The organism is Macrococcus bovicus (assembly GCF_030376725.1).
Classification (GTDB): domain Bacteria; phylum Bacillota; class Bacilli; order Staphylococcales; family Staphylococcaceae; genus Macrococcus; species Macrococcus bovicus.
In genome coordinates, this window is record NZ_CP128470.1 from 1,732,097 (window position 1) to 1,748,845 (window position 16,749).

Here is a 16,749-nt window from a genome sequence, read left to right on the forward strand (position 1 = left end):
AATCAATTCAGTACCATTTTTTTACTGTTCTTCGCCTAGACGTTCCATCACCATCGTGTAAGCATCATTTCCCCACTGTAATGAGCGTTTGACACGTGAAATAGTCGCAGTAGACGCACCTGACTCTTTTTCAATTGTTGCGTAAGTATGGCCTTGCTTGATCATCTTAGCGACCTGCATACGTTGAGATAATGAATGTAACTCATTGACTGTGCATAAATCATCAAAAAACTGGTAACACTCTTCACGAGTCTCGAGTGCAAGAATTGCATCGAATAAATCATCAAGACGTTTACCTCTTAATTTTTCAATTTGCATTCCGTTCATCCCCTTGAATAATATAGTCTAAGTTTAACGCACTAGTGAACTGAAGTACAGTTTTAATCCAGTTCTGCCAGCTGTTCTTTTCCTTTAGGCGTCAGGTAGGCTGTACTTGTGTCCATCATCGTATATGTATTTTCCACTTTCCTCAGAAGAATATCTTCTGCCAGTTTATTCTTTTTGATGTACGATAAAGCATCACCCACTTCTTCACGCTCTAAATCCAGTTCACTCGTCTTGACCGGTTCATTATGGTCAATATGATTCAGAATCACTTCTACATTCTCCTGGTTCACTGCTTTCACCTCATTCATTAATGATTGCATTTAATAAGTATCATACATCAAAATATCCAAAAAATATAGAAAGTCACGATAAAAAAGACCTCCGTCTTGATGACAGAGGTCAGACTATTATTCCAGTCCTGCTCGTTTGAACAGTGTATCCACTTGATTCAGATGATGGTTTTCATTGAAGCATTCATCCAGTTCTGCCGGTGAAAGAAGGGCAGTGATTTTATCTTCTTTTTCAATCAGTTCACGGAACGGCGTTTCGGTCTGCCAGGATTCCATGGCCTTTGGCTGCACCAGATCATAAGCTTCCTCACGTACCATGCCTTTGTCGATCAACGTCAGCATGACGCGCTGGGAATAGATTAAACCGAACGTCTTATTCATGTTACGCTTCATGTTTTCTTCATAGACTGTCAAGTTCTCGATGATATTGGCAAAACGGTTCAATGCGTAGTCCAGTGCAATCGTCACATCCGGCAGCATAATCCGTTCTGCTGAAGAGTGCGAGATATCACGTTCATGCCATAATGGCACGTTTTCGTAGGCTGTTGTCACGTAACCACGGATAACACGTGCAATACCTGTGATGTTCTCTGAGCCGATCGGATTACGTTTGTGCGGCATAGCAGAAGAACCTTTCTGCCCTTTCGCGAATGCTTCCTCTACTTCGCGCGTTTCTGTCTTCTGAAGATTGCGGACTTCAACAGCGAATTTCTCAAGGGATGTTGCTATTAATGCAAGTGTCGCCACGTAATAGGCATGGCGGTCACGCTGCAAGGTCTGTGTGGAAATTTCAGCGAAGCCGATACCGAGTTCTTTGCAGACATATGCTTCAATTTCAGGGGGAATATTCGCAAAGGTGCCGACCGCGCCACTCATCTTACCGACTTCGATTTCTTTACGGACTTCTTTGAAACGTTTCATGTTACGCTGCATTTCCATATACCAGAGTGCCATTTTCAGACCGAATGTCGTCGGTTCCGCATGGACACCGTGCGTACGTCCCATCATGAGTGTGTTCTTGTATTTGAGGGCTTTCACTCTTAACACTTCGATAAAGCGTTCAAGATCCTTCTCGATGATGTCATTCGCCTGCTTGATGACATAGCTGAGCGCTGTATCAACAACATCTGTACTCGTCAGACCGTAATGCACCCATTTGCGTTCTTCTCCCAATGTCTCACTGACCTGGCGTGTGAAAGCGACCACATCATGACGCGTTTCAAGTTCGATCTCTTTTGCACGTTCAACATCTACACGGGCGTTCTGACGAATCAGTTTGACGTCTTCTTCCGGAATCACCCCTAATGTGCTCCAAGCTTCACATGCTAAGATTTCCACTTCCAGCCATGCTTCAAAACGGTTCTGCTCGCTCCAAATATCCGCCATTTCTTTTCTTGAGTAACGTTCAATCATCCGTATTCTCCTATCTGATTAGTAGTCGCCTTCAGTATAACAAATTTTATTAGATACGTACATTAAATATTAATAACAAATGAATGTACGGAATTTAACACTAAAAAACCTATCCGCTAAGCAGATAGGTCTATTAATTTATCTTTTTCCCGACAAAGATAATCTGCTGACGCAGCACTTCAATGCCTTTTTCTGTCTCATGGAAAATCGGCTTCTCCATTCGTTTGACAGGGGTAAAGCCTTCTTTTTTCATGCGTGCGAGGCACTCAGCAATCGTCTCATTTTCAGCGACCTCAAATTTCATCTGTATCATATGCACGCAGTTTTTTGCTGCGAACACCTTTCACCCAGAATCCACCGTGAATGTTCTTCGGTTCATAGGCAATGATGAACGCCTTCGGATCAAGCTGTCTGATCGTGTCAGTCAGCTTCACTTCATATTTACGCGGCGTTAAAATCTGCATGATCATACGATGACCATCCCGTCCGTGTGCAGCGTAATGTGTCACACCATAGCCCAAGTCACGGAGTTTATGTGGAATATCAAGTTCGTATTCGGCTGTCGTTACATTCACCACAATATAGCCGAGCGCAATTTTTTCTTCAAGTTTCATCCCAACAATGATACCCGCACCGAAACCGAAAGCATACGCCAGTACATTCCAGATATTATCCAGACTGTTCATCACCAGTCCAAGTCCTACCACGTAGACGAGCACTTCAATCACGGATACGCCGGCCGCAAAGTAGCGGTAACCCTTTAATGTCAGGATCATCCGCATCGTTAAACACGACACATAAATAATATTGATAAAAAAGATAACAGCAACCATAATCCATGGATTATCCATCTATCAGCACCTCCCAATTCATAGGCATTCTATCAGAGATTGAGAGGTAGCACAAGGCTAGCGGATCAGATCCTCGACACTGAACCTTGTGATAGGCATCATGCGCTTATGCTGCGTTTTCAGGAAATGACCTTCAATGACCTCTTTATCTTGTTCACTGACTGTCTTTCCTTCCAGATAATCATCAATGGCTTCGTAAGTCACACCGAGTGCTACTTCATCCGGCAGCTGCGGCTTGTCTTCCTCTAGATCCGCCGTCGGTTTTTTATTATAGAGGTGCTCAGGGCAGCCTAAATACTTCAGGATTTCTCTGCCTTGGCGCTTATTCAGTCCAGCGAGAGGCAGAATATCTGCACCGCCGTCACCATACTTTGTATAGAAGCCTGTGATACTTTCAGCGGCATGGTCGGTCCCTAATACAATTCCATTGTTCGCTGCCGCAACAGAATACTGAACTTTCATACGTTCACGTGCTTTTTCATTCCCTTTCTGGAAATCTGTGAGTACTATACCGGCATTCTGAAGTGCCTCAATGCTTGCTTCCACACTTGGTTTGATGTTGACCGTCAGTTCTTTGGACGCATTGATAAAGTCCAGTGCATCCTGACAGTCCTGTTCATCTTTCTGGACGCCGTACGGCAGACGGATGGCAATGAACTGATAATCGCCGCCTTCAGCATTCAGTTCATCAACAGCCATCTGTGCAAGTTTTCCGGCAAGCGTTGAATCCTGCCCGCCTGAGATGCCAAGTGTCATCGATTTCATAAATGGATAGCTTTTCAGATAATCTTTCATGAAATCAAGAATGGCTCTTGTTTCTTCTTCAACATTGATAGAAGGTTTGACCTTCAGCTCTTCAATAATCTGCTCTTGTAATGTCATGATTCCCACTCCTTTATACGATCTGCTACTTCGTGAATTTTATGGTTTTTGTTTTCCCAGCATGCAGTACTTAGGTCCACCGGATACTCTTCAGGGTTCATGTAACGCTTCGTCTCTTCCCATATCAGCTCCAGATTGTCCTGGTGATACTGTCTGATTGCGTCAAGAGAAGGCTGCTCATAAACCAGTTCACCTTTTTCAAAGATAGGATGAAGCAGTTTTTTGGCGGTGAAGTCTTTCACCCATTTCTGTTTATAGGTGTAGATAGGATGAAACATCTTCAGGACTTCTTCTGACTGAGGATCTTCATGAGCAAGTGTCATGTAGTCTCCTTCTGATTTACCCGTTTTATTGTTAATAATGCGATATAAATCTTTTTTCCCAGGTGTGGTCACTTTCTCCGCATTATTCGAGATCTTGATACGGTCCTGCAGGATGCCGTTCTCATCAGCAATCGCCGTCAATTTATAGACCGCGCCTAAAGCAGGCTGGTCATAAGCAGTGATGAGTTTGGTACCGATTCCCCATGCCGTGACTTTACATCCTTGCTGTTTCAAGTTGATGATGGTCGCCTCATCCAGGTCGTTGGAAGCAAAGATTTTCGCATCAGGAAAGCCGGCAGCGTCGAGCATTTTCCGTGCCTCTTTGGACAAGTAGCTTAAGTCCCCTGAATCCAGACGGATACCGATAAAATTAATCTGGTCACCGAGTTCTTTGGCTACACGAATCGCATTCGGCACACCGCTTTTCAGTGTATGGAAGGTATCGACTAGGAAGACACAGTTTTTATGACGTTCAGCGTACTTCTTAAACGCTGTATATTCATCGTCGTATGCCTGCACCATTGCATGGGCATGCGTCCCGGAGATCGGTATGCCAAATAATTTACCCGCCCGGACATTGCTCGTTGAATCAAAGCCTGAAATATAGGCAGCACGGGCACCCCAGATGGCAGCATCCATCTCCTGCGCACGACGGGTCCCAAACTCCATAAAGATCTCATCCGGCGCAATGTTCTTGATGCGGCTTGCCTTAGTCGCAATCAGCGTCTGAAAATTGACGATGTTCAAAATAGCCGTCTCCAGGAGCTGCGCCTGAATCAGTGGCGCCTCTATGCGGAGTAACGGTTCATTGTTGAAACAGATTTCACCTTCTTGCATGGAGACGATATTGCCGGTGAAGCGCAGTTCCTTTAAATAGCTCAGGTAATCTTCCTGATAACCTTGCTCACGTAAATAATCAATGTCACTATCCGTAAACTTGAAACGTTTCACGTATTCAATGATTCTCTCAAGGCCGGCGAATACTGCGTAGCCGCCGTCGAACGGCATACTTCTGAAATAAACATCAAAGACCGCCATATTCTCATGTATGCCGTCAAACCAGTAAGTCTCTCCCATGTTAATCTGATATAAGTCTGTATGCAGCATCAAGCTGTCATCAGTTTTATTGAACATCTCAATCCCTCTTCTTCCCTTAATTAACGTCTGCTCTTTCATATTAACATACCTTTATGTGAAGCAATAATGCTACAATTTAATTAACTTACAAAAGAGGTCATGATATGAAAAACAAATCATTTGTCTTTATCCTGTCTGCCGTTGTCTCAATCTCCGGCTTTTCACAAGGCATGCTTCTGCCGCTTATTTCATTTATATTCGAACGCGACCATGTGCCGAGTATTGTCAATGGGTTCCATGCCACTTCACTCTATATCGGTGTCTTTCTGACTTCCCTGTTCCTTGAAGGGCTGCTCAGGAAATGGGGCTTTAAGCCGCTGATCATCACTGGCGGTGTGCTCGTCTGTCTGTCGTTTCTGCTTTTCCCTGTTCTTAAGGCGATGTCTATCTGGTTCCTGCTGCGGCTGATTGTCGGGGTAGGCGATAATATGCTGCATTTCGCGACCCAGTCCTGGCTCACACACGTGACGCCGCGTGATCAGCTCGGCCGTGCGCTCGCTTACTACGGGCTGAGTTTCTCACTCGGCTTCATGCTCGGCCCTATTCTCGTGCCGCTCGTCACCATTCATGAGTCACTGCCCTTTTTAATCAGTGCGGGGCTGACGTTCATTGCATTTACCCTCGTCTTCACCTTGAAAAATAGTTTTCCTGAACAAACAGAAGAAAAAGTCTCTCTTTCTTCTACTTTTCTTAACTTCCGGAGAGTCATCCGCACTTCCTGGATTGCCTTTTTATTTCCGATGGTATTCGGTGTGATGGAAAGTTCTTTGAACAGTAACTTCCCGGTGTTCGCGCTGAAGCACAATCTGAGCTTAATAGATATCACCTGGATACTGCCGATGTTCAGTCTTGGCACGATTCTTTTCCAGGTGCCGATCGGCAGTCTGTCCGACCGGATGAACAGAAGTCATCTTATGCTGATACTGACCCTGACAGGTGCCGTCATTTTTCTGTTAGGCGACTTTGTCATCGCCCATCATTACGGCATGATGGCCATCTTCTTTGTAGCTGGGGTCTTCACAGGCTCCCTCTATTCTCTCGGCGTCACCTATATGACAGAGCTCACGCCCAGACATCTGCTCCCTGCAGGTAATCTGATGTGCGGCATTGTCTTCAGCATCGGCAGTATAGCCGGCCCTATTATCGGGGGTACGGTGATAGCTGTTTCAGATAATCAGTTTTTCTTCATCGCCCTCAGCGCTCTCATCCTGCTGACGAGTTGCGCGACCTATCTCTTTATTCTGAACAACCGCAAATTATCTGAGGAGTGATTAAATGTTTGACCAGGCCCAATCTTTTATCAGAAACATGCATCAGGAACTGAATATTCCGCATGCCGAGACAGAAGCACGGCTGCAATCTATAGCAGAAGAAATCCGCCGGACCCAGACGTACCGGCATACACCTGAAGAGCTTGAATACGGCGTCCGCGTAGCATGGCGTAACAGTAACCGCTGCATCGGCCGTCTCTTCTGGGACAAACTGACTTTAATAGACAGACGTCATGTTCAGACGCCTGCGGAATTCGAGGCAGCGCTGCTTCACCATATCGACTATGCCACTAACAAGGGCAAGATCAGGCCCAGCATCACAGTCTTTCCGCCCCGCACCGGCAACTGCACACCGTTTATCATTCTGAATGACCAGCTGATCCGCTATACAAGTGACACGCTGGCTGAGCCTGTTAAGTCCATCAAGCCGGACATCACTTCCAAGTTCCTGCCTATTATTTATCAGCATAACGAACAGCTGCATACCTTGGCGCTGCCGGAAGAAAAAATACTGGAAGTGCCTCTCCGTCATCCGAATCACCCGGCATTCGATGACCTTAACCTCGCCTGGTATGCTGTGCCGATCATCTCAGGCATGGAACTCCGCATAGGGGGCATTACCTATCCCTGTGCACCCTTTAACGGCTGGTACATGGAATCTGAGATTGCCTCCCGCAATCTTCTCGACTGCTATCGCTATAACTTGATTGAACAGATTGCGGACAGTTTCGGCTTTGACCGTACGACGACCGCTACTTACTGGCGTGACCGGACACTTGTCGAACTGAATTATGCCGTCTATCATTCCTATAAGTCTCATGGCGTGGCAGTCGTCGACCACTATACAGCGAGCAAGCAGTTCGAGAAATTTGAGGAACAGGAGCGTGCAGCCGGACGGCGCATCACCGGTGACTGGACCTGGCTCATCCCGCCTATTTCTCCATCGCTCGTTCATAACTTCCATAAAGGGTACGACAACACTTACCGTGATCCCAACTTTTATTACCGCAAGAAAGGCTGTCCTTTCGCCGGTCAATCAATCAGAGATCACTGAAAAACCGGTCGACGTGCTTCCGGTGAATCGCATTTAAGTGCGTGTTGCAGCTACAGTAGACATCTGCCGCTTCAACCAGACGGACCGCACATGTGTCCTCTTGATTGAACGTATTATTGACGACATAGATGTCCTGGTTCTTGACACCGTTATACCCTTTAATTAATATGACATCTTCCTGACGGATGGACTTGAAATCATTGTTCTCGATAATAACGGTCTCACCTGCCTGCACACCCTGATCAATTCCAGCGAGAGACGTTGAGTACTTGCCTTTATTGACCGCGAGATAGCGAACAGCGCCCCCGCAGTTGATAAACTGATTGCCTGAGACTTTGACCGTCCTGGATTTGAGCAGGGTGACCGCGTAATCATTCATACCGTCAAACGTATTGTTCTCAATAAAAATATTCTCATAGAAAATATCATACTGGCTGGCATGAGAACCGATAGCCCGGTTCCATGCCGTCATCATCGGTTCACCGGAATTACCGAAATAGCAGCCTTCTATCAAGACATTGCGCGTCGGTGTCCCGTCATAATAGCCGAACTTCGGAAAGGAATCTTTCAGCTGAAGGTCAATCTGAATCGCTTCACTGAACTGCCTTTTACCGGAATCATCCCGGAAGCCGAGAAAGCGGCAGTTTTTCACGTGAAAACCATCCAGTCCGCAGGCGTCTATGGCATGACCACCAACGACATTCTTGAAAGTCACATCTTCAATTTTTATCTCTGCTGCATGACCGAGAGACATGATGGTATTGTTGAAATTCAGGACATGACCATACTGGTCAAAAGTACCGCCTTTAATGGTGATATGACCATTACCGTTGTAACCCTGATAGCCGGGTTTCAGGCCGTTTTTCAGAAGCGCACCATTACTCATCCTTCTGACGACTGCATCTTTGTGAAGAATAAGCGTCGTATGGTGGTAGATGACAAGCTCTTTTGCAATATAGTAAGTCCCTGCCGGTACATAGATTGCAACAGGGGTCTTTTTCGCTTGATTCAAGGCGCGCTGGAAACCGATAGTATCCCTGACAATATGCCGGCCACGTGCACCATAATCTCTGACATTGATTTTTCTCATTTTGTTCATCCTTATTATCATTTATAATTTGATTAACTATACCCTGTTAGGAGGCTCATTATGGATAAAGCATTACTGATTATCGACTATTCTTATGATTTCATTGCAGATGACGGAAAACTGACTTGCGGTAAGCCCGGTCAATCCATTGCACAGGCCATCGCCCGTAAATTTGAAGCTTATATCGCTGAAGGTCAGCCTGTCTTCATCACGATGGATCTGCATGACTTTAATGATATGTCACATCCTGAATCCAAGCTCTTTCCGCCTCACAATCTCCGCGGAACAGCTGGCCGTGAACTTTATGGTGCTGTCAAAGAAGTGTATGACAAATTTAGAGATCATCCGCTTGTCTTCTGGATTGACAAAAGACGCTACAGTTCATTTGCGGGCACACCACTCCATCAGTATTTAACAGAACGTCAGATCAAGATGATTGAACTGACAGGTGTCTGTACAGATATCTGTGTGCTTCATACAGCGGTGGATGGTTACAACCTCGGCTATACCATGATGGTCGATAAGGATGCTGTTCAGTCCTTCAGCGAGGCAGGACACCAGTTCGCGCTGTCTCACTTTGAACATTCGCTCGGCATGACGATTACGGGTCAGTCATGCTAAAATAAAAGATATTCATATTAAAAGGAGAAGAATTCATGACTATTTTAACTTTCGGACATCAAAATCCTGATACAGATACAATCACTTCAGCACTGGTGATGGCAGACCTGCAGACTGCTGCCGGCAAAGAAGTCGAAGCAGTGAGACTCGGCGAGGTAAGTGCAGAAACGCAGTACGCACTTGACCACTTCAAAGTATCTGCACCACGTTTAATCGAAAAAGTGGACGGCGAGGAAGTCATTCTCGTCGACCATAATGAGTTCCAGCAGTCAGCTCCTGGCATCGAATCTGCACACATTCTGATGGTAGTGGACCACCACCGTATCTCAAATTTTGAGACAGCTGCACCTCTTTATTACAGAGCAGAACCTGTCGGCTGTACAGCAACGATTCTCAATAAAATGTATAAAGAGAATCAGATTGAAGTGAAGCCTGAGATTGCCGGTCTGATGTTATCTGCTATTATCTCTGATACATTACTCTTCAAGTCTCCTACTTGCACTGACGAAGATGTGAAAGCAGCGGAAGAACTTGCTGAAATCGCAGGTATCAACAAAGAAGAATATGGTCTTGAAATGCTGAAAGCAGGTGCTTCTACAGCAGATAAATCTGCAGAAGATTTGCTTAATATCGACGCGAAATCATTCTCAATGGGTGAAAAGGAAGTCCGTGTGGCACAAGTCAATACAGTCGATATCGACGAAGTATTCGCACGTCAGGAAGAACTTGAGAATGCCATCAATGCTGAAACAGCACAAAATGGCTACGACTTATTTGTCCTTGTCGTGACAGATATCATCAATTCAGATTCGAAGATCCTTGCGTTGGGTAAAGAACAGGAAGCAGTCAATAAAGCATTCAACGTCGCTTTAGATAAAAATACTGCGCTACTTAAAGGTGTGGTATCACGTAAGAAACAGGTGGTACCTCAGTTAACTGACGTCTTATCATAAGGAGGTGTTCCCGATGGAAATCCAGCAGTCAGGTAACAGATTTCATATCGATGACATAGCTGAGATCACATTCTACACACAAGACGACGCAATTGTCATCAATCATACCTTTGTGGATCCCTCTCTTCGCGGACAAGGGATTGCGAGGCAATTACTGGACCGTGTCATCGACTATGCACGGGAAAACAATCTAAAAATCGTGCCGCTCTGCTCTTATGCGGTCACTGCAATGCACAACGACCCATCTGTGCAGGATGTACTGAAATAAGCAAAAGGACGTTTTATCTTTTCTGATAAAACGTCCTTTTTTATACGAGTTTAAGACCGATGATGGCGATAATGATCAACGTGATCAGAACTACTTTTTTCAGGTTGAAGCTGTCTTTATAGAACAGAATACCGACGATGACACTGCCCATTGCACCTATCCCTGTCCAGACGCTGTAGGCGGTGCCGAGCGGCAGTGACTTGATTGCCACGGACAGCAAGAAGAGACTCAACATACTGAGTAAGAACCAGATCACTGTCCACGTTCTGTTCTTGAAGCTGTCGCTGTTTTTTAAGGCCACCACCATGAGGACTTCCATCAGACCTGCGCTGATCAATACTATCCAGCTCATGATTCCTCAGCTCCTTCCACAAATTTGAGGCCGACGATTGATGCAATCAAGAGCGTAAGGAAAAACAGCTTCAGGATACTCATCGGTTCATCGAGAAAGAAGTAGCCGTAGAGTACTGTGCCGACTGCCCCTATGCCGGTATAGATGGCATAAGCCATGCCGACCTCCATATGTGTCAGGCAATAGGCGAAAAAGTAGAAGGAAAGCGCCATGACAGCGACCGTAAACAGCGTCCACGGAATATCCGTGAAGCCATGTGAATACTTGAGACCGACTGCCCAGACCACTTCAAGCAGGCCGCCGATAATGAGAAAAAGCCATGATTTATTCATGAATAGCTGCCTCTCTTTTGATGATTTCCAGCATGCGTAGTGTATCCATACTCATCTGCTCATTGTCCGGATTGATGGACATGGCCATACAGGCATCCATAAATGACCTGATTTCATAGGACATCGGCAGGGCATGGTGTTCAAACCGTTCCATTTCTTCGCCTTGCCGGTTGTGCTTGATGATGACTGCAGGAGCTGAAATCTTGTCTATAGTCAGAATCCCTTCCTCCCCGATGATTTCAGACGGCAGATGACTGTCGATGATTTTCGAGAAGCTGAGAACAGCTGTCATATCACTGTACTCAGCAATGACTGTTCCTTGTCCGTCCGCACCAGTCGATAGCCGGTGCAGTGCGGCACTGACAGCATCAGGCAGACCGAATAATCTGACAAGCGGTGCAATGGTATAGACCCCGAGATCCGTCAATGCGCCGTTACCGAGTTCCGGTCTGAACGCATTCTCTACAATCCCTGCTTTCAGTTTATCGTAACGTGATGAGTACTGATTATAATGAAAATTGACGCGGCGTATCGTGCCGATGTCAGCGAGCCATCTCTTCAGCTGCTGAAAGGCCGCCGCTTCAGTCGACTTCATCGCTTCCATCAATATGACACCATTCTGCTTGGCACAGTCGAAAAGCTTTTGCCCTTCTGCTACAGTCAGTGTGAGGGGCTTTTCGCAGAGAACATGTTTCTTAGCATTCAGCGCATCCATCGCCTGCTCCGCATGCAGCAAGTTAGGCGTCGCAATATAGACCGCATCATAGCTGTCACTCGAGATAAAAGTCTGCCAGTCTGTAAAACGATGCGCTATGTTATGCGTATCAGCAAACTCAGCTGCCCGCTCAGCCGTGCGTGAATAGACGGCCGTCACTTCAAATCCTTCAATTGTTCTACCGGCGGCAATCATCCGGTCGGTGATCCAGTTCGTCCCCACTATCCCAAATCTCATTTCCTTCACCTCATTTAAGTTCAATTGATTTTATCATGCAATAATCTATTGTACACTAATTACATCATATATGCAGAGGTGACCGTTTTGTACAAAACTGATTTAGAAGAAATCAATGAGTTTTTTGCTACAGACATGACAAAAGATTTAAAATTTCGTAAAAAACATCTCAAAGCCCTGAAGAAAGAAATCAGAGCGCGGGAAAAAGACATTCTGACTGCCCTGGCCCAAGATTTAGGCAAAGGGAAAGTAGAAGGTTACGCATCTGAGATCGGCCTGATTTTAAAGTCTATTTCCATGTTCATAAAAGAAATGAAGAGTTACAGCAAAATAGAATCGATTTCAACGCCGATGATGCAGTTCCCCGGCAAAAGTTATATCATGCGTGAACCGCTTGGCACCGTCCTGATCATCGGGCCGTTCAATTATCCATTCCAGCTGGTCATGGAGCCTTTGATCGGTGCGCTTGCAGCCGGCAACTGTGCTGTCGTCAAACCTTCTGAACAGACGCCTTATACAAGTGCCATTATCGAGGAAATCATCTCTACAGTCTTTCCGGCCGATTATGTCAAGGTCATTCAAGGCGAGAAAGACGTCACCTCTGAATTACTGGAACAGAAATTTGATTTCATCTTCTTTACGGGCAGCACGAAAGTAGGCCAGATTGTCTACGAAGCAGCCAGTAAGAATCTGACACCTGTCGCACTTGAGCTAGGCGGCAAAAGTCCGACGATTATCGATGCGACAGCTAACATCAAGGTGGCTGCTGAGCGTATCGCGTTCGGTAAATTTATGAACGCCGGCCAGACATGTGTCGCACCGGACTATATACTGATCGACCGTAAAGTAAAAGAACCTTTCATTAAAGCGATGCGTTCTACACTGAAAGATTTTTACGGTAAAGACCCGCAGACATCTGCGGACTATGGTCGCATTGTCAACGACCGTCATTTCGACCGTCTTGACGCACTACGCCAAAGTGCAGAACAGGATATCGTCATCGGCGGCGAGACAGACCGTACTGAGCGCTATATCGCACCGACACTGATAGACCATGTCCAGCTTGACGACAAAATCATGGAAGAGGAAATATTCGGTCCATTGCTGCCGATCGTCACCTTTGACGACCGCGAGGAAATCTTTCCGATCATCAAGCGCTATGATAAACCGCTTGCCCTGTACATCTTCAGTGAAGATGAAGACTTCGTTAAAAAAGTCTTCAGACGCTTATCATTCGGCGGTGGCTGTATTAATGACACACTGATGCACGTCTCTAACCCATACCTGCCATTCGGTGGCGTCGGTGCATCAGGCATCGGCCACTATCACGGGAAGTATTCATTCGATTTATTCAGCCATCAGAAAGCCTATATGACAAAAGGCACAAAGCTCGAGACAGGATTGATGTTCCCTCCCTATAAAGGGAAGTTCAAATACATCAGACAAATATACAAATAACCGATCAGACAGCTGAGCTGCTGAAATTCTCCAAATATCATAAATTTATAGCAGAAAAAGACGAAAAGTCTGTATTTCATCCGTTTCAGCAGATGAATACACTCTATTTTTCTTTTTCTGTTTTTTTGAATATTTCACGCTATCGCCTAGAATAAGAATGAGGTGATATATGTTCATCAAAATACATGAACCGTCAGAATTCCAGCGATTTCTGCTGGCTGCTGAGCAACGCTTAATCTTGAATGACCATGATGATATGAAACTCTCAAATTATTTACGTGGTATGGCAGGCGAGTCTCTCTTCTATGAACTGATCAAGGATACAGATTGTATAAAACTATGGGATTTTCATTTGAAATATCGAGGTAGCAGCCAGTACGATTTTTTAATCTGGCATCAAGATACCTTGCTGCATTTTGATATCAAGAACTTTACCGGACACTACAAAATCATCAATCAGCAGTTTGTATCTGAACGTGACTATGTTCATACAGATGTGACCTCTCAGCTCAATAAGGCTCACTATAAACTGGAATCCTTTTTGAAGCATCAGCAGATGGCGTCTAAAGTGATCAGTAAGATCGTTTTTATTAACCCTGACTTCAGTTTGGCAGCAGAAAACATTCCTCAACACGTAATCCTTCCGCAGCAGAGTCAGAAGGTTGCAGAATTTATTTCAAGTATCGTACCACTGCCCATCCACTCGACTTATGCAGAGAGAATGAAGATGTTCCATTATTCCGGTGCCCATTATGACAGAATCCATTACTATCCTTTTGACAGCTATACTAAGGGGATGAGATGTGACAAATGTAGAAAATTAATGATGCAGCATCAGCCGAAGAAGCGCTATGTGAGGTGTCAGCATTGTCAGCATCGCAGCGATAATAAGACTGCTATGATTCATTTACTGAACGAAATGTCTCTGCTGAAAAACGACTCACTGACGACAGCTGAGGTGAGTCAGTGGAGCGGTTTCTCCAAGGCAACCGTCCGTCGTCTGCTGCAGGAAATCTGTGCGAAAAACGGGGCGAATAAAAATAGGACATACCAATTGCCTGAGGTGTTATGAGCGATATTTCAACTTTATCGCTCATAACTCAAGGGACAATGCTCTTTCTCTGGTGTTATGAGCGATATTTCCTGTTTATCGCTCATAACCTAATAACACTCTATTCAACACAAAAACCGTCTCTCCTATGAGGGACGGTTTTTGTGTCAATACAATTCCGGTCTGCGTGATTCAAACACGGGTATTGCCTGTCTTACTTCTGTCGAACGTTCTATATCTATCTCCGCGATGAGGGTTTCCTCCTGTTGACCCGCTGCTGCCAGCACCTGTCCAGTCGGCTCTATTATCATCGACTGACCGCCGAAGACTGTGCCGTTACATCCGCCTGCTGCATTACATGCTACAATATAGCACTGATTTTCAATCGCCCGCGCTTTAAGGAGGGTGGTGAAATGATCCATTCGTTCTTCCGGCCACTCTGCGACCACGTAAATGATTTCTGCTCCTTCTAAAGCAAGTCGGCGCATCAGCTCAGGGAACCTTAGATCATAACAGATGATGACCCCCATTTTCTCGCCCGCGAGTTCAAACGGCTCAAACTGTTCCCCTGCTGATAAGTAACGGGGTTCATCCAGCATCGGCACTAAGTGCACTTTGTCGTACTGATAGACCACTTCACCGTGCTGATCAATAATTACACTTCTATTAAAATGTTTGCCTTCTTCTGATACTGCTATCGAGCCACCGACAATATGAATCTTCTTTTCCATAGCAAGTGTCTTTAAGAAGTCCATTTCACGCTTACCTTTTTCATCCGCGAGTTCATCCAATCGCTCTAGTTCGTAAGATGTATTCCACATTTCAGGCAGGACTGCAATATCAATCCCTTCCAGTCCGCGTAGCCAGCTCGCTACCTTCTCCATTGCGCGGTCCGGCCGGCCTGGCATTACTGCCATCTGATAGAGCGCGATTCTCATGACAGGAACTGGACACAGACACCTTCAGCTGCCTGTTGCTCCTTCTCAAGAAGTGTCAGTCTGCCTGTCTCAGTATCACGTTCAAATAACGCCACATTGCCGCTGACTTCATGGGCACAGACTAAGAACTGGTCATCATTGGAAATATTGAAGTCACGTGGCCAGTCGCCCCCGCAGTCAACGATTTCTACCAGCGACAGTGCAGCGCCGTCTTCTTCCACTTTAAAGACCGCGATACTCTGGTGGCCACGATTAGAAGCATAGACAAACTGGTTGTCATGACTCATGCGGATGGCTGCGCCTTGCGTGTTCTCTGTGAAAGCAGCTGGAATGGCTAAATATTGCTCTAACAGCTTAAACTCACCGCTGTCATATTTGAGGACAAAGACTTCATTGCTGAGCTCCGTCATGACGTAAGCGTATTTTCCGTTCTGGTTGAAGACTAGATGTCTCGGGCCTGTACCTGCTGGAACTTTCAATGCCTGCTCACGCTTCAGTCCTTCTTCACCGAATGTAAAGGTAATAATCTCATCAGCACCTAGATCAACAGCCACTGCTTTACCATCCGGTGTCTCTGTAATGAAATGCGTATGCGCCTTATCCTGACGATCTTCGTTAGGTCCGAGCCCTTCCTGGACGACTACATTGACTAGTTTCTGTATGGCACCACTTTCTGTGTCCAGTTGATATAGACGGGCTTCCCCCGCCCCGTAAACCGCTTCAAAGAGATAGGCTCCGTCCTGACTCACGGAGATATGACAGCCTGACTCTGCTGATTCCAGACAGTCGTTGATCAGTTCAAGCTGGCCCTCTTCTTTAATTTTATAGGCAGCAACGCCTGCTCTGTCATTTTCTTTTTTAATGCCATAGAGGAAATTGCCGTGCTGTACAACATAGGTTGACGCGGGCACTTCATATCCTGTTTCGACTGTATCAATTGTTTTCTCCTCTGCATTCAGCACAAAACGATAGATGCCCTTACCTTCATTTTTGGTATATGAGCCAATGTATCCGATCATCTTATTGCCCCCTTTTTTTCTTTTATTTTAACAGACTATTCCCGCTGCAAAAAAACATATGCAAATTCAAATTTTTTTCTTGCCAACAGTTTAGTAATACATTACAATTTGTTTGGTAAAAATAAATTAGTAGTCATATAAAACCTCAAGTTAAGTCATACTATATT

The 16,749-nt window shown here is 45.5% G+C and carries 20 protein-coding genes; 7 read left to right on the plus strand and 13 right to left on the minus strand.

Annotated elements, in window-relative coordinates:
* Positions 1–21: 21 nt before the first annotated feature.
* The 7 genes from QSV55_RS09470 to QSV55_RS09500 all read right to left on the minus strand — a co-directional run bounded on the left by QSV55_RS09470 (position 22) and on the right by QSV55_RS09500 (position 5,220).
* A complete protein-coding gene (locus QSV55_RS09470) occupies positions 22–318 on the minus strand; it encodes a YerC/YecD family TrpR-related protein (protein WP_133451829.1) in 297 nt (98 codons plus the stop codon).
* 62 nt (positions 319–380) lie between these two features.
* On the minus strand, positions 381–647 hold the full coding sequence (locus QSV55_RS09475) for a hypothetical protein (RefSeq protein WP_289650014.1): 267 nt from the start codon (positions 645–647) through the stop codon (positions 381–383).
* 87 nt (positions 648–734) lie between these two features.
* Positions 735–2,030 (minus strand): adenylosuccinate lyase, encoded by a 1,296-nt coding sequence (gene purB, locus QSV55_RS09480; protein WP_133451831.1) that lies wholly within the window; start codon positions 2,028–2,030, stop codon positions 735–737.
* 133 nt (positions 2,031–2,163) lie between these two features.
* On the minus strand, positions 2,164–2,334 hold the full coding sequence (locus tag QSV55_RS09485) for an NETI motif-containing protein (RefSeq protein WP_133451901.1): 171 nt from the start codon (positions 2,332–2,334) through the stop codon (positions 2,164–2,166).
* A complete protein-coding gene (locus tag QSV55_RS09490; RefSeq protein WP_133451832.1) occupies positions 2,324–2,881 on the minus strand; it encodes a DUF2179 domain-containing protein in 558 nt (185 codons plus the stop codon). The genes QSV55_RS09485 and QSV55_RS09490 overlap by 11 nt, the downstream gene beginning before the upstream one ends.
* Positions 2,882–2,938: 57 nt before the next feature.
* On the minus strand, positions 2,939–3,763 hold the full coding sequence (gene nadE / locus QSV55_RS09495; RefSeq protein ID WP_289650015.1) for an ammonia-dependent NAD(+) synthetase: 825 nt from the start codon (positions 3,761–3,763) through the stop codon (positions 2,939–2,941).
* On the minus strand, positions 3,760–5,220 hold the full coding sequence (locus tag QSV55_RS09500) for a nicotinate phosphoribosyltransferase (protein ID WP_133451834.1): 1,461 nt from the start codon (positions 5,218–5,220) through the stop codon (positions 3,760–3,762). Before QSV55_RS09500 ends, nadE begins: the two co-directional genes overlap by 4 nt.
* Positions 5,221–5,327: 107 nt before the next feature.
* Between QSV55_RS09500 and QSV55_RS09505 the strand changes: the two genes are divergently transcribed.
* Together QSV55_RS09505 and QSV55_RS09510 are read left to right on the plus strand one after the other, a co-directional pair.
* Complete coding sequence (locus tag QSV55_RS09505) at positions 5,328–6,494, plus strand: MFS transporter (protein ID WP_133451835.1); 1,167 nt, start codon at positions 5,328–5,330, stop codon at positions 6,492–6,494.
* Between the two features lie 4 nt (positions 6,495–6,498).
* Positions 6,499–7,548: a nitric oxide synthase oxygenase gene (locus QSV55_RS09510; protein ID WP_289650016.1), complete on the plus strand. Its 1,050-nt coding sequence runs from the start codon at positions 6,499–6,501 to the stop codon at positions 7,546–7,548.
* Here the strand turns inward: QSV55_RS09510 and QSV55_RS09515 are convergent.
* Positions 7,535–8,638, minus strand: a complete 1,104-nt coding sequence (locus QSV55_RS09515; RefSeq protein ID WP_289650017.1) for a glycosyl hydrolase family 28-related protein — start codon at positions 8,636–8,638, stop codon at positions 7,535–7,537. The genes QSV55_RS09510 and QSV55_RS09515 overlap by 14 nt on opposite strands.
* Positions 8,639–8,695: 57 nt before the next feature.
* Between QSV55_RS09515 and QSV55_RS09520 the strand changes: the two genes are divergently transcribed.
* Genes QSV55_RS09520 through QSV55_RS09530 form a run of 3 tightly spaced genes read left to right on the plus strand, consistent with a single transcriptional unit; the run spans position 8,696 to position 10,480 of the window.
* Complete coding sequence (locus QSV55_RS09520) at positions 8,696–9,259, plus strand: cysteine hydrolase family protein (protein ID WP_434784220.1); 564 nt, start codon at positions 8,696–8,698, stop codon at positions 9,257–9,259.
* 35 nt (positions 9,260–9,294) lie between these two features.
* Entirely contained in the window at positions 9,295–10,212 is a 918-nt protein-coding gene (locus tag QSV55_RS09525; RefSeq protein ID WP_133451839.1) for a manganese-dependent inorganic pyrophosphatase, read from the plus strand.
* Between the two features lie 13 nt (positions 10,213–10,225).
* Entirely contained in the window at positions 10,226–10,480 is a 255-nt protein-coding gene (locus QSV55_RS09530; protein WP_289650019.1) for a GNAT family N-acetyltransferase, read from the plus strand.
* A gap of 40 nt (positions 10,481–10,520) precedes the next feature.
* Here the strand turns inward: QSV55_RS09530 and QSV55_RS09535 are convergent, their stop codons facing one another.
* The 3 genes from QSV55_RS09535 to QSV55_RS09545 are packed head-to-tail and all read right to left on the minus strand — an operon-like array spanning position 10,521 to position 12,116.
* Complete coding sequence (locus tag QSV55_RS09535) at positions 10,521–10,832, minus strand: DMT family transporter (protein WP_133451841.1); 312 nt, start codon at positions 10,830–10,832, stop codon at positions 10,521–10,523.
* Positions 10,829–11,164, minus strand: coding sequence for a DMT family transporter (locus tag QSV55_RS09540; RefSeq protein WP_133451842.1), 336 nt, complete (start codon positions 11,162–11,164; stop codon positions 10,829–10,831). Before QSV55_RS09540 ends, QSV55_RS09535 begins: the two co-directional genes overlap by 4 nt.
* Entirely contained in the window at positions 11,157–12,116 is a 960-nt protein-coding gene (locus QSV55_RS09545) for a Gfo/Idh/MocA family protein (RefSeq protein WP_289650020.1), read from the minus strand. The genes QSV55_RS09540 and QSV55_RS09545 overlap by 8 nt, the downstream gene beginning before the upstream one ends.
* Before the next feature lie 135 nt (positions 12,117–12,251).
* Here QSV55_RS09545 and QSV55_RS09550 point away from each other — a divergent pair, with 135 nt between their 5' ends.
* Together QSV55_RS09550 and QSV55_RS09555 are read left to right on the plus strand one after the other, a co-directional pair.
* Complete coding sequence (locus QSV55_RS09550) at positions 12,252–13,574, plus strand: aldehyde dehydrogenase (RefSeq protein ID WP_289651071.1); 1,323 nt, start codon at positions 12,252–12,254, stop codon at positions 13,572–13,574.
* Positions 13,575–13,743: 169 nt separating this feature from the next.
* Positions 13,744–14,646 carry a nuclease-related domain-containing protein gene (locus QSV55_RS09555; protein WP_289650021.1) on the plus strand — a complete coding sequence of 301 codons (903 nt, stop codon included), beginning with the start codon at positions 13,744–13,746 and terminating at the stop codon, positions 14,644–14,646.
* 146 nt (positions 14,647–14,792) lie between these two features.
* On the opposite strand, the gene QSV55_RS09560 is transcribed toward QSV55_RS09555, so the two are convergent.
* Both QSV55_RS09560 and pglS read right to left on the minus strand, forming a co-directional pair.
* Positions 14,793–15,563, minus strand: coding sequence for a carbon-nitrogen family hydrolase (locus QSV55_RS09560; RefSeq protein ID WP_289650022.1), 771 nt, complete (start codon positions 15,561–15,563; stop codon positions 14,793–14,795).
* Positions 15,560–16,582, minus strand: coding sequence for a 6-phosphogluconolactonase (gene pglS, locus QSV55_RS09565; RefSeq protein ID WP_289650023.1), 1,023 nt, complete (start codon positions 16,580–16,582; stop codon positions 15,560–15,562). The genes QSV55_RS09560 and pglS overlap by 4 nt, the downstream gene beginning before the upstream one ends.
* Between the last annotated feature and the right edge of the window lie 167 nt (positions 16,583–16,749).